The sequence below is a fragment of the Bacillus sp. 7894-2 genome (assembly GCF_002272225.1).
Classification (GTDB): domain Bacteria; phylum Bacillota; class Bacilli; order Bacillales; family Cytobacillaceae; genus Cytobacillus.
Genome location: NZ_NPDG01000058.1, coordinates 39,817 through 63,345, shown reverse-complemented (window position 1 = coordinate 63,345; position 23,529 = coordinate 39,817). Strand labels below are relative to the sequence as shown.

Annotated in this window: 23 protein-coding genes and 1 other annotated feature; of the genes, 7 read left to right on the top strand and 16 right to left on the bottom strand. The window is 39.0% G+C overall.

Annotated features, from left to right (window positions below; genetic code table 11):
• The first annotated feature begins 123 nt into the window (after positions 1-123).
• Entirely contained in the window at positions 124-858 is a 735-nt protein-coding gene (gene prpE / locus CHI10_RS08785; RefSeq protein WP_095243938.1) for a bis(5'-nucleosyl)-tetraphosphatase PrpE, read from the top strand.
• A 25-nt stretch (positions 859-883) separates the two neighbouring features.
• Here the strand turns inward: prpE and CHI10_RS08780 are convergent, their stop codons facing one another.
• From CHI10_RS08780 to CHI10_RS08765, 4 genes are all read right to left on the bottom strand, one after another.
• Entirely contained in the window at positions 884-1,768 is an 885-nt protein-coding gene (locus CHI10_RS08780) for an RluA family pseudouridine synthase (RefSeq protein WP_095243937.1), read from the bottom strand.
• Positions 1,769-1,807: 39 nt separating this feature from the next.
• Positions 1,808-2,602, bottom strand: coding sequence for an NAD kinase (locus tag CHI10_RS08775; protein ID WP_009331194.1), 795 nt, complete (start codon positions 2,600-2,602; stop codon positions 1,808-1,810).
• Positions 2,603-2,628: 26 nt separating this feature from the next.
• A complete protein-coding gene (gene yjbM / locus CHI10_RS08770; RefSeq protein WP_095244024.1) occupies positions 2,629-3,267 on the bottom strand; it encodes a GTP diphosphokinase in 639 nt (212 codons plus the stop codon).
• Between the two features lie 137 nt (positions 3,268-3,404).
• The gene (locus CHI10_RS08765) at positions 3,405-3,782 is read right to left on the bottom strand and encodes a UPF0738 family protein (protein WP_095243936.1); all 378 of its coding nucleotides are present in this window, start codon (positions 3,780-3,782) and stop codon (positions 3,405-3,407) included.
• Between the two features lie 198 nt (positions 3,783-3,980).
• On the opposite strand from CHI10_RS08765, the gene CHI10_RS08760 reads away from it, so the two are divergent.
• From CHI10_RS08760 to CHI10_RS08745, 4 genes are all read left to right on the top strand, one after another.
• Positions 3,981-4,580 carry a CYTH domain-containing protein gene (locus CHI10_RS08760; protein ID WP_095243935.1) on the top strand — a complete coding sequence of 200 codons (600 nt, stop codon included), beginning with the start codon at positions 3,981-3,983 and terminating at the stop codon, positions 4,578-4,580.
• Positions 4,581-4,602: 22 nt separating this feature from the next.
• Entirely contained in the window at positions 4,603-5,244 is a 642-nt protein-coding gene (locus CHI10_RS08755; RefSeq protein ID WP_095243934.1) for a lytic transglycosylase domain-containing protein, read from the top strand.
• Between the two features lie 249 nt (positions 5,245-5,493).
• A complete protein-coding gene (locus CHI10_RS08750) occupies positions 5,494-5,898 on the top strand; it encodes a globin domain-containing protein (protein WP_095243933.1) in 405 nt (134 codons plus the stop codon).
• Positions 5,899-5,900: 2 nt separating this feature from the next.
• Positions 5,901-6,770: a ClpXP adapter SpxH family protein gene (locus CHI10_RS08745; protein ID WP_179288986.1), complete on the top strand. Its 870-nt coding sequence runs from the start codon at positions 5,901-5,903 to the stop codon at positions 6,768-6,770.
• A gap of 517 nt (positions 6,771-7,287) precedes the next feature.
• On the opposite strand, the gene pepF is transcribed toward CHI10_RS08745, so the two are convergent.
• The 5 genes from pepF to CHI10_RS08720 all read right to left on the bottom strand — a co-directional run bounded on the left by pepF (position 7,288) and on the right by CHI10_RS08720 (position 13,039).
• On the bottom strand, positions 7,288-9,105 hold the full coding sequence (gene pepF, locus CHI10_RS08740) for an oligoendopeptidase F (protein ID WP_095243931.1): 1,818 nt from the start codon (positions 9,103-9,105) through the stop codon (positions 7,288-7,290).
• 121 nt (positions 9,106-9,226) lie between these two features.
• Positions 9,227-10,390, bottom strand: a complete 1,164-nt coding sequence (locus tag CHI10_RS08735) for a competence protein CoiA (protein WP_483294950.1) — start codon at positions 10,388-10,390, stop codon at positions 9,227-9,229.
• Positions 10,391-10,575: 185 nt separating this feature from the next.
• Entirely contained in the window at positions 10,576-11,241 is a 666-nt protein-coding gene (mecA, locus tag CHI10_RS08730) for an adaptor protein MecA (protein ID WP_095243929.1), read from the bottom strand.
• Positions 11,242-11,593: 352 nt separating this feature from the next.
• Positions 11,594-11,989 carry a transcriptional regulator SpxA gene (gene spxA / locus CHI10_RS08725; RefSeq protein WP_009331204.1) on the bottom strand — a complete coding sequence of 132 codons (396 nt, stop codon included), beginning with the start codon at positions 11,987-11,989 and terminating at the stop codon, positions 11,594-11,596.
• Between the two features lie 474 nt (positions 11,990-12,463).
• Complete coding sequence (locus tag CHI10_RS08720; protein ID WP_095243928.1) at positions 12,464-13,039, bottom strand: GNAT family N-acetyltransferase; 576 nt, start codon at positions 13,037-13,039, stop codon at positions 12,464-12,466.
• Between the two features lie 238 nt (positions 13,040-13,277).
• Between CHI10_RS08720 and CHI10_RS08715 the strand changes: the two genes are divergently transcribed.
• On the top strand, positions 13,278-13,466 hold the full coding sequence (locus tag CHI10_RS08715; protein ID WP_076256698.1) for a hypothetical protein: 189 nt from the start codon (positions 13,278-13,280) through the stop codon (positions 13,464-13,466).
• A gap of 114 nt (positions 13,467-13,580) precedes the next feature.
• Here CHI10_RS08715 and CHI10_RS08710 read toward each other — a convergent pair whose 3' ends face one another.
• From CHI10_RS08710 to CHI10_RS08685, 6 genes are all read right to left on the bottom strand, one after another.
• Positions 13,581-14,732, bottom strand: a complete 1,152-nt coding sequence (locus tag CHI10_RS08710; protein ID WP_370460347.1) for a putative glycoside hydrolase — start codon at positions 14,730-14,732, stop codon at positions 13,581-13,583.
• A 423-nt stretch (positions 14,733-15,155) separates the two neighbouring features.
• Entirely contained in the window at positions 15,156-16,091 is a 936-nt protein-coding gene (locus tag CHI10_RS08705) for an ABC transporter ATP-binding protein (protein ID WP_061791541.1), read from the bottom strand.
• Positions 16,092-16,093: 2 nt separating this feature from the next.
• Positions 16,094-17,161, bottom strand: coding sequence for an ABC transporter ATP-binding protein (locus CHI10_RS08700; protein WP_095243926.1), 1,068 nt, complete (start codon positions 17,159-17,161; stop codon positions 16,094-16,096).
• A gap of 11 nt (positions 17,162-17,172) precedes the next feature.
• On the bottom strand, positions 17,173-18,090 hold the full coding sequence (locus CHI10_RS08695) for an ABC transporter permease (protein ID WP_370460348.1): 918 nt from the start codon (positions 18,088-18,090) through the stop codon (positions 17,173-17,175).
• Positions 18,090-19,025, bottom strand: coding sequence for an ABC transporter permease (locus CHI10_RS08690; RefSeq protein ID WP_076256690.1), 936 nt, complete (start codon positions 19,023-19,025; stop codon positions 18,090-18,092). The genes CHI10_RS08695 and CHI10_RS08690 overlap by 1 nt, the downstream gene beginning before the upstream one ends.
• A 95-nt stretch (positions 19,026-19,120) precedes the next feature.
• Entirely contained in the window at positions 19,121-20,767 is a 1,647-nt protein-coding gene (locus CHI10_RS08685) for a peptide ABC transporter substrate-binding protein (RefSeq protein ID WP_095243924.1), read from the bottom strand.
• Between the two features lie 613 nt (positions 20,768-21,380).
• Positions 21,381-21,599 (top strand) — a binding site (T-box leader).
• Between the two features lie 111 nt (positions 21,600-21,710).
• On the opposite strand from CHI10_RS08685, the gene trpS reads away from it, so the two are divergent.
• A complete protein-coding gene (trpS, locus tag CHI10_RS08680) occupies positions 21,711-22,700 on the top strand; it encodes a tryptophan--tRNA ligase (RefSeq protein ID WP_095243923.1) in 990 nt (329 codons plus the stop codon).
• A 24-nt stretch (positions 22,701-22,724) separates the two neighbouring features.
• Here trpS and CHI10_RS08675 read toward each other — a convergent pair whose 3' ends face one another.
• Entirely contained in the window at positions 22,725-23,471 is a 747-nt protein-coding gene (locus CHI10_RS08675; RefSeq protein WP_048010961.1) for a YjbA family protein, read from the bottom strand.
• Positions 23,472-23,529: the final 58 nt, after the last annotated feature.

Genomic DNA, 23,529 nt, shown 5'->3' with positions numbered 1-23,529 from the left:
AATTTCCCCATTTCCCGGACTTTACAATCGTCAAAGCTTTATATGCTGCTGAAAAACAATGAGATATGATAAATATTATGAAAATTGATATGATAACAGTAGAACTTTTAAGGGAGCATTAAAATGAAACTAGATATTATTGGTGATATCCACGGCTGCTTTGCTGAATTTAAAGAACTGACTTTAAAACTGGACTATAGCTGGAAAAAAGGTTTTCCTGTTCATCCAAGCGGCAGAAAACTGGCCTTTGTGGGAGACCTTACTGACAGAGGCCCGGAGTCGCTTGCAGTCATTGATGCAGTGTATAACCTTGCAGCAAACAACTTGGGATACTATGTCCCGGGCAACCATTGCAATAAACTCTACCGCTTCTTTTTAGGGAATAAAGTGCAAATTACACATGGACTTGAAACAACAGTCGCTGAATATGAGCAGCTGTCTCCCAAAGCACAGGATGAGGTCAGACAGAAATTTATGGAGTTATATGATAACGCACCTCTATATCTTGTAATCGATAATAACAACCTGGTTATCGCCCATGCCGGAATTAAGGAAAGCTATATTGGGAAACATTCTTCAAAAGTAAAAACCTTTGTTCTGTATGGTGATATTACAGGAGAAAAAAATCCTGACGGCACACCTGTAAGACGTGATTGGGCAAGAGAGTATCAGGGTGATGCTGTAATCGTCTATGGCCATACTCCCTTAAAGGAAGTGATGAGTATTAATAATACCTATAATATTGATACAGGCGCAGTTTTTGGCAATAAACTAACCGCGCTTAGATATCCTGAGATGCAATTGCTATCTGTCCAATCCCGTATGCCTTTTGTTGAAGAAAAATTCAGGAAGATGTAACCAAAAAAGCCGGCAAATGCCGGCTTTACAGAAGACAATTCATGTCTTCCGGGAGCTGTTGTTCAAATATAAGGGTTTTGTGCAGGATTGGATGTTCGAAGGAAAGGCTGAAGCAGTGCAGCGCCTGCCGCCTGATGAACAGCCTTGTGCCCCCGTATAATTCGTCACCTGCAAGAGGAAAACCAAGCCAAGCCAAATGAACTCTGATCTGATGAGTTCTGCCAGTTTCAAGCTTCAGTTTTATGTGTGTAAATTCTTTATGCCGGCCGATGACCTGATAATGAGTACATGCATATTGGCCTTCCTCACTGACTTCCCGCTCAATGATACTGTCTTTCTTTCGCGCAATCGGCTGTTCTATTGTTCCTGCATCCGGGCAGATTGAGCCTTCAGCAAAGGCTTCATACATGCGATGGATTTTTCGTGAGCGCTGCTGTTCGCTGAACAAATGATGTACATGCCTGTGTTTAGCAATCAGAACCAGGCCTGATGTATCTCTGTCCAGACGTGTCACAATATGGGCTGCAGACTTTAAACCGATCCGCTGATAATATCCAATCAGCCGATTAGCCAGGCTTCCGGAAGGATGTTCTCTGGACGGAATGGAATTCATACCTGCCGGTTTGTTTACTACAAGAAGATAATCATCTTCATAAAGAATATCCAGGGGCAAGTCTTCCCCCTTCATGCCTTCACTTGGAACTTCTTCAGGGAAACCAACCTGAAGAACATCACCTTCTCTTAACACATAGCGGACATTGACTTCCTGATTATTAACCTGAATAAAGCCGCCGGCAAATTTTATATCTGTCAGGGCAGTTTTGGAAATATGATTGCCTTTTAAAAATTCTCTGATTAACACGCCCGCATCCCGGGCTGTAATTTTCCATTGTAATTCAAAACGCGCCATGAGCTGTAGGCTCCTGTTCTGTCAGATGATGACCTTTCTTCAATCAGCAACAAAAGAATCGTGGACCCTTTTCCAGAATGGAAATGGCCTGAACCTCGCAAAGCGGATCTTTTCATCTGCCACTCTGAATTGAATTGACTTTACATCTTTATGAAGAAGTGTCAAATGATCAATAGTAATTTGAAAATCCGGTTCATTCACCGGCTTCAGCATACATGTATGGTGGGCCGGCAATACGAGAGGCGAGCCCACAGTACGGAATACCTTATTATTAATGGAAGCCATTTCAGCAAGCTGGATGGCAGGCAAAGAAGGGTGCAGAATTGCGCCTCCAAGCGCTTTATTATATGCTGTGCTTCCTGATGGTGTAGAAACACACAGGCCATCTCCGCGGAACCGTTCAAAATGCTGGCCTCGAATTTCCACATCCATAACTAAGGTACCTTCTACAGCCTTGACCGTAGATTCATTTAATGCAAGATAACGGGTTTCTTTCCCGCCATGCTGGTAGCGGATAATCACTTCAAGGAGCGGATATTCAATTACCTGATACGGGGTTTTGGCAATTGCAATGACAAGCTTTTCGATTTCCTCCGGAACCCAGTCTGCATAAAAGCCAAGATGGCCTGTGTGTATACCTACAAAGGCTGTCTTGTCCAGGCGGCTGCTGTATCGGTGAAAGGCATAGAGTAAAGTACCATCCCCGCCTACCGATATGACTATATCAGGCTCTTCTTCATCATATGTAAGCTCGAAATCCAATAAATAGGTTCTCATTTTGTGCATGAGTGTATTCGATTTTGAATCTCCTTTTGAGGTAATGGCAAATTTCATCTTATCCAAGCTCCTCTTTTATACTGTTAGTTTTCTCCCTTTTGCTGTTTTTCTTTTTTTCTTGTAAAGAATGCCTGGGCATCCTGGATTTCACCGCGAATGAGTGACATTTCTTCATCCAGCCTGAAAGCAGCCTCTGCCGCCCTCTGGAGCCGCATCCGAATATCCTCAGGGAATTGGCCCTTATATTTATAATTCAGAGAGTGTTCCACCGTGGCCCAGAAATTCATAGCAAGAGTTCTGATCTGAATCTCTGCGAGGATTTTTTTTTCTCCCTTGATCGTCTGTACAGGATAGCGGATCACGACATGGTATGAGCGGTAACCGCTTGCTTTTTTATGAGATATATAATCTCTTTCTTCTACAATTTCAAAGTCATTTCTTTGTCTTAATAGTTCAACCACTCTCTTAATATCATCAACAAATTGGCACATCATTCTTACACCGGCAATATCCTGCATTTCTGACTCCAATCTGTCGAGTGGAATGCCTTTTTGGTTTGCTTTATCCAGAATGCTGGCAATTGGCTTTACCCTTCCGGTAACAAATTCAATCGGAGAATGGGAAGAATCCATTTCAAATTGGCTTCTCATGCCTTTTAGCTTAATTTTCAACTCTTCAACCGCCTGCTTATATGGCGCCAAAAATAAGTCCCAATGCTTCACCTGCAACACCACCAAATATCCGAAATAAAAAAGACGGCAACTGCACCTGCTGGCAGGTGCTTTCATGCTCCTGTAAATCAGCAAATAAATCTCTGTTCAAATACATAGCCTATCTCTATATCCAAGTATTAAGCCACTTAAACATTTAACTGGAATACATTCTCTACTTTTTCTACCATTTCATTTCCATAATTGCTGTTCCCGCGGATATTTTCTATTAAGTCTCCTAATTCCTCATGAAATCCTGCAAGCTCAAGGCGAGTTTGATTAATGTCAGAAGCATAAACCCGCAGACGGCCATCAAGTGCCTTTTTTAATTCCGGCCAGACTGTTTCCGGAAGGGAAATATATGTATAGTCATCGTTTTTCTCTGCTATATAAATAAATGAAAGATTATCGGAATCAGCTAATATTTGCTGCATAGCGGTTAAGCCTGAAACGGTCCCAGACTCTATTCCCAAGATTAATTCATTTCCTGCCCATTCTGCATTTACAATTGTAAGTTTCTGTTTCATTTTTCTACCTCCATTGTCATTACCTATTCTATCGCAGATTTTATGGACAGTAAAACCCCTGCTGCAATTTTTACAGCCGCAAGAAGCAAACTCCCCTGAATGAATTTATCACAAACTTAAAAAACTCTTCAAAGGATTGAAGTCCATGCTTAATAAGGAGATAATACAGATAATTACTTATAGCTGAGGTGTACAGGCTTGTCTAATAAAAATATTGAAATCGAATTTAAAAACATGATCACCAGAGATGAATTTACCGCTTTAATGAATTTTTTGAATATAAGAAGTGAAGATTTTTCCAAACAGGAGAATCATTATTTTGATACACCTGATTTTTTATTGAAGGAAAAAGGAAGTGCCTTAAGGATCAGGCAAAAAAACGGCTCGTTTGAATTGACTCTAAAACAGCCCCACCCTGAAGGGCTGCTGGAGACTAATGAAGATCTTTCTGAATCTGAAGCAGCAGAGATGATTCAGACAGGGAAAATCCCTGGGGAACAGATTAAAGAATCCTTAGAAGAGCTTGGCATAAAGACAGATAACCTTCAATACTTTGGCACTCTCACAACAAAACGTGCAGAAAAGGAATACAATAAAGGGTTGGCTGTTCTTGATCACAGCCGATATTTAAATAAGGAAGATTTCGAATTAGAATTTGAAGTAGATAATCGGAAGGAAGGACAAATGGTTTTTCTTAATTTACTTCAGCAGCTTAACATTCCTGTCAGAAAGACCGAAAATAAAATTAAGAGGTTTTATAACGAAAAATACAGACAGCAAAAGGCTAATAGAAACTAACCTTTTGCCAAGGAGCAATACAATGAACATAGACCAGCTAAAACTATTGATGGAACTGCAGGCACTGCAAGGCTTCAATAACTCTAAACAAACAAATACTTCTAACCCTCTGTTTCAAGAGCTGCTGGCAGGGCTGGTTTCGGAAAACAATGGTTCATCACTTCAAACCACCGGCGGTCTAGGATCAATTGCGTCTTTAAAGCCTTATATTAGTGCTTTACAAACTGCTTCTCCTGCAGCTGCTGCTCTACCGCCAGTTAAGCTAACCAAGTTAGCCGAATCCACTAAAAGTGATTTTGATGATCTGATTCAAAAAGCATCAGATAAGTTTAATGTGCCTGTTAATCTGATTAAGTCAGTCATTAAGCAGGAATCAAACTTTAATCCGAACGCCGTCAGTCATGCAGGTGCTTCCGGCTTGATGCAGCTAATGCCGGAAACAGCCAGGGGGCTTGGTGTTAATAATATCTTCGACCCTGCAGAAAACATTTTTGCAGGAGTCAAATATTTACGGCAAATGATGGACAGATATGGGGATAATGTAGAACTTGCACTGGCAGCCTATAATGCCGGACCTGGAAATGTAGATAAATACGAGGGGATACCGCCTTTTAGAGAAACCCTAAATTACATAAAAAAAGTTACCACTTCATTTATGGCTTAAGCTTCAGAACGGCCGCCCGATATACCGGGCGGCTTTTTTATGTTTTTTTCAGCAAATGTTCCGGATTGACAGCATGGGCTTAATCCATACTAAAAAAAATAAGCTTGCCAAGGAGACGTTAAAGAGTACAGTAAGCTATTTGTTTGAGATATAAACCCCTCATTGATAAAATATAAAGAGATTACAGCAATTGATATTAAATAGGAAGTTTTTTTAAAAATGATTAACTCATAAAAAGGAGTTTTAAATATGGCCGAGAAAATGCACACTCCCTTCGACGCTATTGGTGAGGAAAAGCTTCACCAGCTAATTGACGCTTTTTACCTGCGCGTAGGACAACATCCTGATCTCGTTCCTATTTTTCCAGATGACCTGACAGAGACAGCCAGAAAACAAAAACAATTTATGACTCAGTATTTAGGAGGACCTCCTTTATATACTTCAGAACATGGCCATCCTATGCTTCGTGCGCGGCACATGCCTTTTCCTATAACTGAATCCCGGGCAAGGGCATGGCTTTCATGCATGAATGAAGCGATGGACCATATCGGGCTGGATGGACAATTGAGGGAAGACTTTTTCTCCAGACTTGTGCTCACTGCTCAGCATATGATCAATACACCTGAGACCGGAGTGAAAGGTGATAGCCCGTGAATATGCCAGAATCCAATGAAATCAAGTTCACGTCACCACATTGCTATGGCAGTGAAAAAAAGCCCATAGAAGTCTATATGTTTGTTGACCCACTTTGCCCTGAATGCTGGGCACTGGAGCCAACCTTAAAAAAGCTTCTGATTGAATATGGCCGCTATTTCTCCATAAAGCATGTATTAAGCGGCAGGCTGGCAACTTTAAATATGGGGAAAAGACAAAACTACGAAAACATTGCGGATTTGTGGGAAAAGACAGCAAGCCGTTCTGGAATGTCATGTGATGGAAACCTCTGGTTCGAGAATCCAATTTCTTCCCCGCATCTGGCTTCAGTTGCAATTAAAGCGGCTGAATTACAGGGGAGAAAAGCTGGCATCAAATTTTTACGCAAGCTCCAGGAAGTTTTATTTCTTGAAAAGCAGAATGTGTCAAATTTTGAGGTTCTAAAGGATTGTGCTAAGGAAGTCGGTCTTGATGTAGTAGAATTTGTTTCTGATATTCATTCAGATAGTGCAGCCAAAGCTTTTCAATGCGATTTAAAAATAACTTCTGAAATGGATGTTCAAGAAATACCAACTCTTGTCTTTTTCAATGAAAACATAGAAGATGAAGGCATCAAAGTAACCGGGTATTATCCTTATGAAATTTATGAACAGATTTTGGAAGAAATGCTGCCTGATAAACCTGAGCGTGCTCCTCTTCCGCCCCTGGAATATTTCTTGAAATATTTTAAGCTGGTGGCAAGTAAGGAGATCTCCGTAGTATACGATATGACAGACAGCGAAGTGAACAAGGAAATGAAAAAGCTTCAGCTAAAGCAAATCGCTGAATATGTACCTGCTAAATACGGTAATTTCTGGAGATATTCCGGGTAATCTCAAAGCTGTGCAAACTGCACAGCTTTATTTTTTCATGAAAAAACCATGCAGTCTTATGCACGGCTCTTTCACAGTTTATTTTTTACGAACAAAGGGGATGGGAGAAATTTTTCACGTCCAAACAAAAGGGGTAAATGCTTGCATGTGATCAACTTCACATCTGTACTATATCATGACGAAAATGAACAAGGCAATTAGTTTGTGCCCTTTTTCACAATATTGTCAAAATCATGTCATGACACTCTGGACAACCGCATAAAATAGTTGTAACAATGCCCCAGGAGGAGACTGCAATATGAAAAAGCTGCCTGTATTTCTGATGCTGATGCTCATTTTAGTCTCCTTTATTTTGAATATTTTTGGCCTTATGAAACTTATTCCCCTTTTCATTACGTCACCTATTCTATTTATTTCACTTCTGATCTTATGTTTATATTTGAATGACCGAAGGAGATTTAAGGGGTTTTGAACACCAAAAAAAGGTGCCGGGCAATTTAGCCTGGCACCTTTCCTGTTAAGAAAGTAATTTTTCCATTTCATTAAGCTTTTCTTCAAATACTTTGCAGGCATCCTCAATCGGCTTGCTGCTCGTCATATCTACACCGGCTTTCTTTAGCACTTCAATTGGGTAGTCCGAGCTCCCGGATTTCAGGAACTCAATATATCTGTCAACTGCAGGCTGGCCTTCCTGGAGGATTTGCTTGCTTAATGCCGTAGCCGCACTGAAGCCTGTTGCATATTGATAAACATAATAATTATAGTAGAAATGCGGGATTCTGGACCATTCCAGGCCGATTTCCTCATCAATTATGATATCTTCATCCCCAAAATACTTCTTATTAAGTTCATAATATTCTTTAGTCAATGAATCAGCAGTCAGGGCTTCATTGTTTTGCGCCTTTTGGTGAATAAGATGTTCAAATTCTGCAAACATGGTCTGACGGAAAACAGTGCCTCTAAAGCCTTCAAGATAGTGATTCAGCAGATACAGCCGCTTCTTATCATCATCAATTGTTTTTAGCAGATAATCGTTTAAGAGGGCTTCATTACAAGTAGAGGCAACCTCTGCAACAAAAATTGAGTAGTTTCCATAAGGGTATGGCTGATATTTTCTTGTGTAATAGCTGTGAACCGAATGCCCAAATTCATGAGCAAGAGTAAATAAGTTGTTCACATTATCCTGCCAGTTCATTAGTATATAAGGGTTGGTGCCATATGTTCCCGAAGAATAAGCGCCGCTCCTTTTGCCCTTATTCTCATGAACATCCACCCATCTATTTTCAAAACCCTCTTTTAAAATATTTAGATAGTCTTCACCAAGCGGCTTTAATCCTTTTAAAATCATATCTTTTGCTTCATTATAAGGTATCTCCATTTTTACTTCCTTCACTAAAGGAGTGTAGAGATCGTACATATGAAGCTCCTTAACCCCAAGAACCTTCTTGCGGAGTTTGACATAGCGATGCAGCAAATGCAGGTTATCGTTAATAGTATTGACCAGATTTTCATAAACACTTTCAGGAATATTGTCCGCAGAAAGGGCAGCATGGCGTGCGGAATCATAATTCCGGATCTTTGCGTTGAAATTATCTTTCTTTACGTTTCCGCTTAGAGTGCTTGCAAATGTATTGCGAAACTTCCCATAAGTTTCATATACAGCTTTGAATGCATCATGCCGGACACGCTGCTCATCACTTTCAAGAAAACGGATGAATCGTCCGTGAGTAATTTCGACTTCTTCCCCATTTTCATCTTTAATGGACGGAAACTCCAAATCAGCATTATTCAGCATGCCAAAGGTATTACTGGAAGCCCCAAGCACCTCGGAAGCTTGAGCAAGCAGGGATTCCTGCTCAGCAGATAATACATGAGGCCTTTGAAGATTAATTTCCTCCAGTGAATGTTTATATAATTGCAGCTCGGTTTTTTCCTTCAAAAAGCCTGCAATCTTCTCTTCATCTTCAGCCAGCAGCTCAGGAACAATATAGGCAAGCGCACTAGCAGCTTCAGAATACAAGTTTTTAATTTTGTCATCCATTCCCTGATAAAATGAATTTGTTGTATCCTGGTCATAACGCATATGGGCATATGTATAAAGCTTCCCAAGGCGCGAAAGTAAATGATCCTGGAACTGAAGCGCTGCATATAATGTTTCAGCACTTTCCCCGAGCCTCCCCTGATACTTACCTGCATCCGGAATCAGCTTCTGTATCTCACTGTATTCCTTGTTCCATTCATCATCAGAAGGGAATATATCCTCCAAACGCCAAGTATCTTCAGGTAAAATCTCATTCCTTGCCGGCAGTTTCTTTACAGTTGTTTCATTAGTCATACATTCATCCTCCATTCAAAAGTCCCATTACACTATCTTCTCTTTGAAGAAAAAAATTCCTGCTTTTTAAAGAGCAAAAATGGAAGTCTTTGATTATTTTATGTTAAATAAGATTTTTCATTTATTTGCCCTGCAAAATTCTTTGAGTGATGCCTCTATAAAAGTCGTCCTCTATTTGGATTAAATGGGAATAATGATCAGGCTCACCGGTTATTTCTGTTTTTTTGTATAAACCTTTTTCTGCATGATTAACAATGTTTAAGCTGATAAGGACATCAAGATATTCTTTAATCGCATGGATTTCGGAGCCTGTTTGAACGAGTGGGATTGACCTTATTTTTATATCGTTGTTCTTTACCCTGTTGCGAAAGGCTGCAATCATCTGCGGAAGCGAGAAGGGCCTCTCTTTGCCGATAATATCCATAAACAAATAACTCTGCCACTGTATAGGTGAGGTTTCTATATATGGAGAATAACGTACAGGAAGGCCAATTTCAGGCGGGAGGAACGCAGGAGCAATTGAGCGGGAGTATAAATCCTGAAGAAAGTTATTTCTAATAGCACCGCTATTTTGTGAAAGGGAATTCTTTATTTTCCGAACTTCTCTTTTCCATTCTTCTAGATTTAAATCAACTTTAGAATATGGATTAAATAATATAGTTGGATTTGCTTGGAAAATTGGTTTTACATCATAGTGCGCGCAGGCATTTCTGACTGTAAGGGGCTGGATATGGTGGATATTAATAAAAGACTTTGTAGTGGGGCAAAAAGAAGGGATTACCCAATGGCCTGAAGCTGCTTGCCGAAGAAATAGGTATTGGAAACCAGATAAAGTAATTTTTGTTTTACCCGTACGCTTAATACTTTTCCCTGCCAGTATCCAAATTGGAACGATATCTGACTTAAGGTAGGCTTCTGTCCGCTTTATAAATAGCTCCTCCGAAATGCTTGAACATTGATATTCAAGAGCATAATGAACACCTTCATAATGGACACTAATATCCGGCCGCTGTGATATTTCCGGATAATATGGTTCCAGAATTGGATTTAAACCTTTTTTCTTTAGCCATTGAAACAATAACACCTTTCCGGACATATGGTATTCTGATTCCCTTTCATACCTTTCCGGACATTCAGAACCCTTTCTGTGGCTGAAATGCGGGATTCTTTTCTTTCCAATTTTCATGATTACTTTCTCTTTGCATTCCGGGCAGTAAAAGTTGTGATTTTCCCTGTACTGCTGTAGAGCCGGGAAGCTGTGTGAACCTATAAGGCTTATTCGCACTCCATTCTCTGTTGAGGCAACTAACAAATGACCATCTCCTTTCCTCCTTATTGTTCTATTTTCAATGGCTAAATTCCTTTTTATCTGATGGATTCTCTCACAAGATTTTTCTATGCTAATCGTTTATTTCAAAGGCAGTTCACGTACAAAAAAGCCGATTTCATAATGAAGTCGGCTTTTCCTTACTATTTAAAATGTTTTCTCAGATTTTCAAAAACATCATTTTCTATAATCAATTTACCATATTCCATTACACGGTGAATAGTTGTACTTGTTTCGTATCCGTATTCAAGAAGAATACTCAGCATGTTATCTATGTCATCCTCTTCAAAAAGCTCTTCAGGGAATTCTGCGAATAAATAGTATTTCCCTTCAAAGGAATATAGCCTCGTAGTAATGGAATCAAGAATTGACCGCTTTGATAATGAAATAATGTCTTCAAAATCTTTAAATGTTAATAGAAACTCAAGATCTCCTTCATATCCGTTATCATTATCATCATCGGATTTACGGAAATGATGATCAAGCATTTCCTCTATATGTTCATCCACAGGCAAATCTTTCACTTTTTCATCCGGGACAGGAAGCTCAAACTTTTGACCATCCTTTGATAGCTGAGCTTTTGTTACAAGAACCTCCAAACCCTTATCCAACGCTTGAACCTGGATCCATAAAGGACCTTCAACAAGGAATTCTTCCTCCTGATGGACTTCATCCATCATTTCCCAAAAGAGTTCCTCACTCCGTTCACGATTGTACCAAATCTCTTCACGGTCAAAGCCTCTTTCTTCTATATCAAGATAAGAAATATAAAATTTAACGGTATGATCATTAATACGTTCGATTTCCATGCAGCAACTCTCCCTTCTGGCTATGATTGAAGGGACTAAATACCCCCAGCAGTCATGTGTTATCCATTTACCCGTAAATCAATTGGTTAATCCCCGATTAAATTGAAGGTAAAATGTATTTTGTACCTTGTACTTTTATTTTATGACAAATTGAGCATAAAGGGAATTAAAAAGTCATATGTTTAAAAAAACCGTTAAATGCCTATATTGTCCCAGTTGGTCCATCTTTTCTCAATGGCTTAACTAAATATTCTCTTATTATATCCATTTTCCTTTTTCTTTTTCACACAAAAGACAAAAAGACCTTCTTCTGTTAAACAGAAAGAAGGCCTCTCAATTTTAAGTATATTTGTTAATTAACCATACGCTGTGCTTCACGCAACTGGTAAGTACGGACTTTTCTTGGAAGGAAACGTCTTATTTCGTCCTCATTATATCCAACTTGCAAACGTTTTTCATCAAGAATGATTGGACGTCGAAGCAGCCCAGGGTTTTCCTTGATTAGCTCAAATAAATCTTGGAGAGGCATTGATTCAAGGTTTACATCAAGCTTTTGGAATGTCTTTGAGCGTGTTGAAATAATTTCATCTGTTCCATCTTCAGTCATTCGAAGAATTTCTTTGATTTCATCAATCGATAGCGGTTCTGAAAAAATATTTCGTTCTTTATAGGCAATTTCATGCTCTTCCAACCATGATTTAGCTTTCCTGCAGGATGTACAACTTGGTGAAGTGTATAATGTGACCATTTTACAAATTCACACTCCTTAAATTTAGACATATATGAAACTATCAGAGATTATATTTGTTTAATCAAATATTTCTAGAGTATTCTAGATTAAAATAACTTTAATCAAGGAATTTATATTATTTATTATACACTAAACAATATCTCTTTGGTATAACTTTTTATAAATATGATAAAAGTATTAAACATTCATTAAACAAACGGATTAAGAATTAGAATCTACTTAATAAGACGAATGAACAAGCAAAAAGTTTCATTTTTTTATATGATTTTTGTTATAATTCCTTCCATAAAGTTTCTTAAGCCTAAACCTAAGGAAATTTTATGTATGATTTTTTTTAGTTCAATACTAAATTATTCTTTATATACCCCTGTTAATTTTTAATAAACCAAAATTCTTATAAATATTTTCTCAATTAATTAATGAAAATGAAAACACAGCCATTTACAAAAATGGCTGTGTTTTTCCAAATCCTTATAAATCCTCTAAGACATCCGTTCCATTTTTATCTTCTTCATAAGTCAGTACCTCATCTACTGGCTGATATGACTTTCCATAAAAATGTGAATCCTTATAAGTGTGAATCATTTCATAGGTTTTCTTCATGGCTTCATAAATCATTTCTTCACTTTCGTTCTCAGGGGACCAATATAGAATTTCCATTGTATTGATTTCATTGGTCGCAAGAGACCGGCGGCTGTACCCGATTGATTGGGCGTGCTCAAACCCTTCTCTTTTATAGAACTTGAGGCGCTTTTCAGTATCCGTGTCTTCATAATCAACCGGCTCCACTTCCAATATGATCGGTTTGCGTTTGGCTTTAAGAGTTTGAAGTAGTTTATGGCCAAGTCCCTGTCCTCTGGATTCCTTCGAAACAAACAGATAATCAATAAAAACAAAGTTATCCAGCTCAACATACATAAGAACATGGTGTGGACCTTCATCTTTATGATAGATGTCTGACCGTTCCTTTAATAAGGTTTCCATATGTTCTCTTGATTTCATTTCTTCAATAGGGAAATATTGATTCAGTTTTTCATACCAATGCATGGATCTTCTCCTTTTTGCCCGTAAACAAACTATTGTTTGAAGAGCATGAATATTTATTCCAGCATGATAAGCTCCCAGCTTTCCTTTCCACTTACTTAGGCGATATTATTTCTAATCAGATTAAGTATTTGTGGAATTTCCCCTTTTAATACTGGAAAATTTCGAATAAAATATGATTAGGGATGTTTAAACACTAACTAATCACAGGAGACTGTGAAAAGAAAGATGGAGGTTTATCATGGTTGGTTACATAACTGATTTAACGATTGTTGCATTGCTTATAATTGGATTTACTGCCTTGTTAGGTGTACTAACTAATGGTATTGGAGAAAAGATTTTTGGCGGTAAAAATAAATCCGAATTCGTGGATCAATCCGCTAGAGTGCAGACTGGATGGAAAAGCGTAGGCGGACAAAAAAAGCAGTAGCCTATGCCTCTATACTATGATACCGCATACAAAATTTGTGTCAAATAATATGTAACTTAATTAATTGATAAACAAAAGCAAAAAGAGACCGAAATAATCGGCCTCTTTTTGCTTTTATGGTGTATAATCAACATTTTGTGTATACGAATTACCCGCATTCCATAAAAGGAATTCATCAATTCCCTGTTCTTTCAGTGCCTTTATCTGCGCTTCAACTTCCGCTCTTCCATACTTCTTATAGTTTCCTGCTCCTAAATAAGAGGCTGTAAAGTCCTGAAGCCATGGTCTGGATACAGGGGGACTATCCAACTCTTCCAATTTTCGATTCTCAAGCTTAGCATATTCAGAAACCAGCTTATAAGGTTCCAGGTCCGGCTTGGCTATACCGAAATAAGAGGTCCAGTGGCTTGGATAAATCATTGAAGAAATTACATCCACATGTTCTGAGATCTTAGAGAAATTTTGGCCAATTCCCGGAGCCTCTGGAAGGGTCGCCGTGTAGCCAAAGATATCGACCGAGACCTTTACCCCATATGGCTCGAGCTGCTTCCTGGCATACTCGACAAAGTCAGTAACCGCACTTACACGCTTTTGTACATTTTCAATTTTAAGATTTTCGTATTCACCCATACTATATTTCAAGGAGCTATCGCGGTGTTCAAACCCCTCAGGAAATCGGACATAATCAAATTGAATCTCCTGAAACCCCATTTTAGCAGCTTCGATTGCAATTCCAATATTGTAATCCCAAACCTCTTTTAAAAATGGATTTACAAACGACTCACCTCTGCCATTCTTCCAGACTGTTTTCCCTTCTTTATATGACCATTCCGGCTTTTTATTCGCCAGAACAGAATCCTTGAAAACGACCACCCGGGCAATCGGATAAATTTGCTTTTCTTCCATGGTTTTCAAGATTTTTTTTGGATCATTTATGTAAGGCTTGCCGATATCGGCATATGGTGATTTTTCTTCTGGAATATACGTCAGGTTGCCCCAATCATCCTTAATGTCAATTACCATCGCATTCAAATCGGTATCATCCATCAATTTTACTAATTTATTAAACTTTTCACCCCCTGCTGAGTGGCCTGTGACATATATCCCCCTTACTGCATCTGGATATTGAAAATGATAGCCGGAATCAAATTGAAAACGGCTGACTTTTTCAGGAAGGGTTTTCACAAGCGAAACATGTTCCCTTTTAGGATTTAGTCCTGATTCCTGATTTTCCTGTTCTTTTGCCTCACCTGGATCGGCTGACATGAATAAAGCTGATACTAACATTAAGGCAGCAGCTACGTTTAATGCCTTGTTCACATGTTTTGCCCCCTTATCTGAGTATTCTCTTTGATACCCTAATTATAAAATTATTTCAAAGAATTAAGAACTATCTTTATACTAAATTATCTTAATAAGTATTCTTTAAACCAATTTTAATAAAAAACTATCAAAATCCTGTTTAAATAAACAAATTGACGGAAAAATATAAATAATTGAAAATTCTCATAGTAATATTCCGGAAAATGATGTATTATATAGAAAGTACACATTAGCGAATAAAAGTGTTAAAGAGAATTCCCACACTCTTCATATTTGACTGGACCATTTACATCTTGGTAATTCCTTTATAGCGAACATTTACTTTTCCAGGATGTAAAAAACGATCTCAGTCGAGATCGTTTTTTGTTATTTTGCATATTTAGCTTTTAATTCGTTGTACTCTTTTTCAGAGCAATAAACAAAATGACCAGGTGTTATTTCGCGCATTTCCAGCTTTTCATTATCAGCATAATTGTGAACTGCCGGATCATATGATTTTCTTCTGCGGGTACGTTCCGTTTCAGGATCTGGAAGCGGAATAGCTGACAGCAGTGATTGAGTATATGGGTGCATAGGGTTATTATATAAATCTTCAGCTGGTGCAAGTTCAACCAGTTTACCGAAGTACATAACACCGATGCGGTCACTGATGTATTTAACCATAGATAAATCATGTGCGATAAACAGATATGTCAATCCTTTTTCACGCTGCAGTTTTTTCATAAGGTTTACTACTTGAGCCTGAATGGACACGTCCAATGCTGAAATGGGCTCATCGGCAATAATAAAATCCGGGTCAACCGCAAGCGCGCGGGCAATTCCGATACGCTGTCTCTGTCCTCCAGAGAATTCATGTGGGTAACGGTTAGCATGTTCTTTGTTCAGACCGACAGTGTCCAAAAGCTCGTAAACCCTCTCCATACGTTCCTTTTTGCTTTTTGCCAAGCCGTGAATATCGATTCCTTCAGCAATAATATCGGCAACCGTCATACGCGGGTTTAAGGAAGCATAAGGATCCTGGAAAATCATTTGCATTTTACGGTTAAACTTTTTCAGTTCTTTCGCAGATTTTTTGCCATGAACGTCTTCACCTTCAAAAAGAACCTGCCCATCTGTTGCATCATATAATCTGATGATAGTTCGTCCAGTAGTTGATTTACCGCAGCCAGACTCACCAACAAGCCCAAGGGTCTCTCCCTTATAAATATCAAAAGTAATCCCATCAACTGCTTTTACCATATTCGGACGGCCTACATTAAAATGCTGTTTTAAGTTTTTAATTTCAAGCAATTTTTCTGCCATTATTATTTTCCCTCCTTCACTACTACAGGCTTTTCAAAAGTGGAGGATAATTGGCGCATACGTTTTTTTACTGCCTCCGGGGGCTCAACCTTTGGAGCATCCGGGTGAAGAAGCCATGTTTTCGCAAAATGCGTTTCTGAGATTTGGAACATCGGCGGCTCTTCTTCAAAATCAATAGCAAGTGCATATTGATTTCTGGCTGCAAACGCGTCTCCTATTGGAGGGTTCGTCAAATCCGGAGGCGTCCCTGGAATAGCTGCTAATTCAGCTTTCTCATCATTTTCCAGGCTTGGCATGGACGCAAGCAATCCCCATGTATAAGGGTGACGCGGGTCATAGAATATTTCATCTACAGTACCCATTTCAACAATCTGGCCAGCATACATTACAGCTACCCGGTCCGCAACATTTGCTACAACACCGAGGTCATGCGTAATAAAGATTATGGATGTATCCATTTTATTTTGCAGATCTTTCATAAGCTCCAGAATCTGAGCCTGAATCGTAACATCAAGTGCCGTTGTCGGCTCGTCAGCGATAAGAAGTTTGGGATTGGCTGCAAGGGCAATCGCAATCATCGCACGCTGTCTCATACCGCCGGAGAATTCATGAGGATATTGATTTACCCTTTTCTCAGGCATCGGAATACCAACAAGTCTCAGTAATTCAATTGCTCTGTTTTTGGCATCAGTCTTAGACATATTCTGATGTTTAACCAGCACTTCCATTATCTGTGTTCCAACTCTCATCGTTGGATTCAATGATGTCATTGGATCCTGGAAAATCATACTGATTTCTTTGCCGCGGATCTTTTCCATTTGTTTTTCTGTTTTGGGTACGATGTCTTCTCCGCTTAAAAGAATTTGCCCGCCTGAAATACGGCCTGGCGGCATAGGTATTAACTTCATAATTGACTGGGAAGTAACACTTTTGCCTGACCCTGATTCACCAACAATCGCAAGCGTCTCTCCCTTATGAAGGTCAAAGCTGACTCCACGGACTGCTTTTACTGTACCTCCATATGTTTGGAATGAGACTTCTAAATTTTTTACTTCAAGTAATTTTTCCATGTTCTCACTCCTTATTTACGCATTCTTGGATCTAGAGCATCACGCAAGCCGTCGCCAACCACGTTAAATGCAAAGATCGTTAAGCAGATAAACACAGCAGGGAAGAATAATCGCCATGGATAGTAACGCATAGCCGACAGTCCATCATTGGCCATTGTTCCCCAACTCGCAATCGGCGGTGTTAACCCAAGACCAATAAAGCTTAGGAATGCTTCTGTAAAAATAGCAGAAGGGACAGTCAGCGTCATTGTGACCAGAATAGGCCCCATTGAATTTGGTATTAAGTGTTTGCCCATAATCCTGCTTGTATTGGCACCAAGTGTTTTGGCAGCCAGGACATATTCCTGATTTTTAAGAGATAACACCTGTCCGCGGACGATACGCGACATATTGATCCATCCAGTTATGGACATGGCTATAATCATAGTCGACAATCCCTGTCCAAGTACAACCATTAACAAGATTACTAATAATAGATAAGGTACACCATATAAAATATCGGCAAAGCGCATCATTCCTTCATCTGTGCGTCCGCCTTTATAACCGGCAATACCGCCCCAAAGCACACCAATAATCAAATCAATTACAGCTGCTGCAACCCCAATGAAGATGGAAATTCGTGCACCTTCCCATGTACGGGCAAACATGTCACGACCAAGGTCATCCGTTCCAAACCAATGTTCAGAAGAAGGGGACTGATTTTTGTTGCTTAGATCATTTGATGCATAATCATATGGAGTCATATATGGTCCAAAGATTGCCATGAAGATCAGCAGTCCTAATAATACTAATCCAAACAGGGCAAGCTTGTTTTTTCGAAATCTAATAAATACATCCTTCCAGAAAGAAAGACTTGGTTTTGAAATTTTTTCAGCTTCACCAAGCTGTGTTCCGACTAACTTAAATTTATCTTTCGAAATCTGCATAATTACTCTCCTTTCTTCCCGCCTGCAAGTTTGATGCGTGGGTCGATGATTCCGTATGCAATGTCAACAAGGAGAATAGATACAAGCAACAGAATACTGTAGAAAACGGTTACACCCATTATGACCGTATAGTCACGGTTGTTGATACTAGTTACAAAGTGCGCACCAAGTCCAGGAATACCGAAGATTCTTTCAATAACGAAACTTCCTGTTAAAATACCCGCTGTCAGTGGCCCCATATAAGTTACTACTGGTAAAAGGGCATTACGTATCGTGTGTTTTACTGTAATTACTCCCCTGCTTAAACCTTTTGATTTAGCAGTCTTAATATAATCATTTGCCAGAACTTCAAGCATGCTCGAACGAGTCAGCCTCGCGATAAACGCCATTGGTGTTGAAGCCAATGCCACGGCTGGCAGAACGCTGTGCATAAAAGATTCCCACCGTGCTACAGGGAAAATACCCATTTTTATTGCCAGGAAATATTGCAAGAATGATGCCATGATAAAGGAAGGTACTGAGATACCTAATACAGCCACAATCATTGCTGTGTAATCCGGCCATCTATTGTGCTTTAATGCCGCAATAATTCCTAAAAGAACTCCTACTGCAACGGCGATAAAAATGGCTTCCATTCCAAGAAGAAATGAAACAGGGAAACCTTCATTAATCAAGTCGTTAACAGTTTGACTTTTATATTTAAATGACGGGCCGAAATCCCAATTCACGATCCGAACTAGATACTCCCAATATTGTGCATACCAAGGCTTGTCCAAGCCAAAATGAGCATTCAGGTTAGCTTCAATTTCGGGAGGAAGTTTTTTCTCAGATGCAAAAGGGTTTCCGGGTGCAATGCGCATGAAGAAAAAAGTTGCCGTAACGATCATCCATAAAGACAGAAGCATGTACAGCAAGCGTTTTCCAATATATTTCGCCATTGTCAAACACCTCCAATTTATTACTATGCCTTAATCAGAAACGAAGGTATATGGGACAATTACTCCCATATACCTTTCGTCTTAATCACTATTTTTTATTCAAAGTGTGCCCACTTGTACTGAACATCACCAAGACCAGATACAACAACATCTTTTAAGCCTTCAGCCTGTACCCAGTTATTAGTGTAGAAGTAAATTGGTGCTACTGGCATATCTTCCATGAAGATTGCTTCTGCATCCTTTAATAATTGCTGGCGAGCTTCAGCATCTGCTTCAGTTGCAGATTTTGCAAGAAGATCCTGGAACTCTTTGCTCTCCCATCCAGTACTGTTGTTACCGCCATCGGCGTCACGATACATTTCAAGGAAGTTCATCGCATCATTGAAGTCACCTAACCAGCCTAAACGGCCAACTTGGTAATCCATTGTATTGATTTTATCAAGGTATACATTCCACTCTGCGTTATCAAGATTTACTTCAACACCAAGGTTTTGCTTCCACATATCCTGAATTGCCTGAGCAATTTTTTGATGTGCTTCAGAAGTGTTATAAGATAACGTTACAGCAGGAAGCTCAGACGCATCTTTATATCCAAGTTCTTCTAGACCTTTTTGTAAAAATTCTTTTGCTTTTTCTACATCATTGTCAGGGAAATAACCCTTTTCGTTCTCTTCAAACATTGTTGGAGGAACGATTGCCATCGCAGGAAGCTGTTCACCCTGAAGGATGTTATCAATGATTTCCTGACGGTTGATAGCATGTGCAAATGCTTTACGGATATTTACGTTGTTGAATGGCTCAACAGTTGTATTGAACTTATAGTTATAGATACCAGCGATTGGCTGAGTTGTCAGGCGTCCATCATCTTTAAGAGCCTGCATTGCATCAGTTGGCAGGGCACCAGTAGGAGCTCCAGCCCAATCTAGTTCGCCATTATCAAACATTGATAATTCAGTGTTAGGATCATTGATCATAATCATTTCAATGCTATCCAGCTTAACTGTTTCAGCATCCCAATAAGTTTCGCTCTTTTCAAGAACGATCTTATCGCTGTGAGACCATTCTGTTAAATGGAAAGGTCCGTTAGTTGTATAGTTTTCACCAGCATCAGTTGCCCACTCTGGATTAGCTTCAGCAACTTTGCTGTTAACCGGCAGATAAGTATAGAAAGCTGTCAATTCCAAGAAATATGGAGTTGGGTTAACAAGCTTAACTTCAAGAGTTTTGTCATCTACTGCTTTAACGCCTACAGCATCAAGTGAGCCTTTGCCAGTATTTGCTGCTTCAGCACCTTCGATGTAGTAAAGCTGGTATGCATATGTTGAGTTGTTAGCTGGATCAAGTGCCCATTTCCAAGCATATACAAAGTCATTAGCAGTTACAGCATCACCATTAGACCACTTCGCATCACGGATTTTGAAAGTGTAAGTCTTTTGGTCATCAGAAACCTTTACATCTTCAGCCATTGCATTTTCTGGCTTTCCGTCTTTACCAATACGAGTCAATCCTTCAAGGATTTGGCGAAGAACAGTACCAGATGTAGCATCCTCTGCTAACCCTGGATTTAAAGATGGTGGTTCAGTGTTGATGTTTACTCTTAATTCCTGTGGCACATCAGACTTTTTGTCGTCGTCTCCGCCCTTTTTGCCGTCTTCAGCATTGTCTCCGCCGCCGCTACATGCAGCAAGGAACATGCTTAGCACAAGCAGCATGCTAAAAAAGATCGATAATCTTTTGTTCACGGTATTAACCCCCTATTAATTTCCTCAAACAATTCCTTTACCATTTGTCTTTCATATAAAACACAACTGTGCGCCCCAGATATATTACTTAAATAGTCTGTTAATTCAATTTAAAAAATTTGCAGACTATTTAAAAGGCAACAAAAAAAGCAAGTTTATATTCTCTTAAAGATAGATTATCTTTTAAATCTGATAATTCAGATTAAAATGGGTAATCTATAATATGTAAGCTATAAACTTACTCAATATGCACCATATTCTCGCAATCTGGAGTGATATAGGTTTGTTTTAAATGTAACAAATTCGTAAAGATTATGTTTGTTACGTTTATTATAAATAGTTTAAAAACTTATTGCAAGTGGCTTTTTGTACATGCAATTCCTTGAAGTACGACATTTTTCGTCAAAAAGTCTTATATATTAAGATTTTTGAGATAATAAAAAAAATTTTCTTTTTAAGATATTTTGCTATTTTACCAGGAAATCGGACCCACATATTGGTAAAATTTAACCTTGTTATGAAGAATAAGTACTCCCTATAATTTCTAATTCTAAGCTTGATTTTTGTATCCGAATAGTTTAACTTATAATATAATACGATAAAATTAAATTATCTGTCGGCAACGAAAAAAGAGTAGTACATTTACCCAGGGTTTAGCAGAGAGTCTGTGGAAGGTGCAAACAGGCAGCCCGGTAAATCGAATGGACTTTTGAGCCTCTGATTGTTCAGGCGCTTCCCTGCGTTATCGGGGACCTATGCGATTTTCTGCATGGGGCAGAGTGACTCAGTTTTTGAGTAATTAGGGTGGCAACGCGGACCATTCGTCCCTATTTTATAGGGATGAATGGTTCTTTTTTATGTCCTTTTTATGATTACATGACAAAAACTTCACTTACACGCCTGTCAATTCATGATCTTTTAAGCCGATTAAAGGAGGAAAAGCATGAAAACTATATTTTCCGGCATTCAGCCGAGCGGCACAATTACTCTTGGCAATTACATTGGTGCCATGAAACAATTTGTTGAACTGCAGAATGACTACAACTGCTATTTTTGTATTGTTGATCAGCATGCCATAACTGTTCCCCAGGACAGACTGGAATTGAGGAAGAACATTCGAAGTCTTGCTGCCCTCTATTTGGCTGTTGGAATCGACCCTGAGAAATCCACTCTGTTCATCCAATCGGAAGTTCCAGCCCATGCACAGGCAGGCTGGATGATGCAATGTGTTTCTTACATCGGTGAGCTCGAGCGCATGACCCAGTTCAAAGACAAATCCGAAGGTAAAGATGCCGTATCTGCAGGACTGCTGACCTATCCCCCTTTGATGGCTGCAGATATTCTTCTATATAATACTGACCTAGTTCCGGTTGGAGAAGATCAAAAACAGCACCTGGAATTAACCCGGGATCTTGCTGAGAGATTCAATAAGAAGTACAACGACATCTTCACTGTTCCAAATGTAAGAATCGCCAAAGAAGGCGCAAGGGTAATGTCACTTCAGGATCCATTAAAGAAAATGAGCAAATCTGATCCCAATAAAAAGTCATTTATTTCATTATTAGATGACCCTAAACAAATTGAAAAGAAAATAAAAAGTGCCGTAACAGATTCTGAAGGCATTGTTAAGTATAATAAAGAAAACAAACCAGGAGTATCCAACCTCCTTTCCATTTACTCAATCCTTTCAGGAAAAACTGTTGCAGAAATCGAAGGAGAATATGAAGGCAAAGGATACGGTGAATTTAAAGCCGGCCTTTCTGACATTGTTATTGAAACACTTAAACCTATTCAGGATAAATATTATGCATTAATGGAATCAGAAGAACTTGATCTTGTACTTGATCAAGGAGCAGAAAAAGCTAATAAAGTCGCATACAAAATGATTAAAAAAATGGAAAGCGCCATGGGACTTGGCAGAAAGAGAAAATAAAAAAACAGCCTCAGGCTGTTTTTTTTAATTTACTTTTGGACCATGCTCCATTTCCCACAACTTCTCAAAAAACGGCTGTCCCTTTATTAAGTTTTCACAAAATTTTTCATGTTTACTGGACCAGCCGTATTTACTTTCATCAAATAATTCATACCAGGCCTCTTCGAAATTCATTGATTGTATTTTCGTATAGCGCTCAGGGCTCCACTCCGTATACCAATAACGGATTTCAGCATCATTTTTAGATGAATGAAGTTGGTCGAGTGCCATAAAGAGCAGCTGTTTAAGCTGTCTTTCTTTTCTTGTCAAACCTGCCATTAAATCTGGAGAAGGAGAAAGAATATGGAATTCCTTCAATGCCGTTTGATCATTAAATGAGTAATTAGCCGTTTCCTGATTTTCAAGCATTTCATATGCCAGCTGTTCCTGCCTTGGTATTAGCCTGCTTTTTCTGATTGGAATATTATAGCCGATTGTATCTACAGCCAATATGCCTGTCCCATCTGATACAACAAAACAATACTCTAACTGAATGCGTTCGTGATTTTTCCTTAAATAAGCTTTTTGATAAATATCATCTAGAAGTTGTTGTGGCAGCTCAGAAAGATCATTTTCAATATAATTAAAAAGAACTGGGTCAATCTTCAGCAACGGAACCTGGTCAAGCAGTTCTACGCCATCATCTTTTCTCCATTCATGAAAATGGCATACATTGTATCCATTCTCTTCTCCTTCAAACCAATTCACCCAAACATCATGAAGATACAACATTTTTCAACCCCCACTTCAACAAACTATTTGTCACTCAGTATGGGCATCAGGCAGTAAA

Coding starts and splice junctions, on each gene's coding strand:
- prpE (WP_095243938.1), top strand. CDS start 124: ATGAAACTAGATATTATTGGTGATATCCACGGCTGCTTTGCTGAATTT.
- CHI10_RS08780 (WP_095243937.1), bottom strand. CDS start 1,768: ATGGCGCGTTTTGAATTACAATGGAAAATTACAGCCCGGGATGCGGGC.
- CHI10_RS08775 (WP_009331194.1), bottom strand. CDS start 2,602: ATGAAATTTGCCATTACCTCAAAAGGAGATTCAAAATCGAATACACTC.
- CHI10_RS08765 (WP_095243936.1), bottom strand. CDS start 3,782: ATGAAACAGAAACTTACAATTGTAAATGCAGAATGGGCAGGAAATGAA.
- CHI10_RS08755 (WP_095243934.1), top strand. CDS start 4,603: ATGAACATAGACCAGCTAAAACTATTGATGGAACTGCAGGCACTGCAA.
- CHI10_RS08750 (WP_095243933.1), top strand. CDS start 5,494: ATGGCCGAGAAAATGCACACTCCCTTCGACGCTATTGGTGAGGAAAAG.
- CHI10_RS08745 (WP_179288986.1), top strand. CDS start 5,901: ATGCCAGAATCCAATGAAATCAAGTTCACGTCACCACATTGCTATGGC.
- pepF (WP_095243931.1), bottom strand. CDS start 9,105: ATGACTAATGAAACAACTGTAAAGAAACTGCCGGCAAGGAATGAGATT.
- mecA (WP_095243929.1), bottom strand. CDS start 11,241: ATGGAAATCGAACGTATTAATGATCATACCGTTAAATTTTATATTTCT.
- spxA (WP_009331204.1), bottom strand. CDS start 11,989: ATGGTCACATTATACACTTCACCAAGTTGTACATCCTGCAGGAAAGCT.
- CHI10_RS08720 (WP_095243928.1), bottom strand. CDS start 13,039: ATGCATTGGTATGAAAAACTGAATCAATATTTCCCTATTGAAGAAATG.
- CHI10_RS08715 (WP_076256698.1), top strand. CDS start 13,278: ATGGTTGGTTACATAACTGATTTAACGATTGTTGCATTGCTTATAATT.
- CHI10_RS08710 (WP_370460347.1), bottom strand. CDS start 14,732: ATGTCAGCCGATCCAGGTGAGGCAAAAGAACAGGAAAATCAGGAATCA.
- CHI10_RS08705 (WP_061791541.1), bottom strand. CDS start 16,091: ATGGCAGAAAAATTGCTTGAAATTAAAAACTTAAAACAGCATTTTAAT.
- CHI10_RS08700 (WP_095243926.1), bottom strand. CDS start 17,161: ATGGAAAAATTACTTGAAGTAAAAAATTTAGAAGTCTCATTCCAAACA.
- CHI10_RS08690 (WP_076256690.1), bottom strand. CDS start 19,025: ATGGCGAAATATATTGGAAAACGCTTGCTGTACATGCTTCTGTCTTTA.
- trpS (WP_095243923.1), top strand. CDS start 21,711: ATGAAAACTATATTTTCCGGCATTCAGCCGAGCGGCACAATTACTCTT.
- CHI10_RS08675 (WP_048010961.1), bottom strand. CDS start 23,471: ATGTTGTATCTTCATGATGTTTGGGTGAATTGGTTTGAAGGAGAAGAG.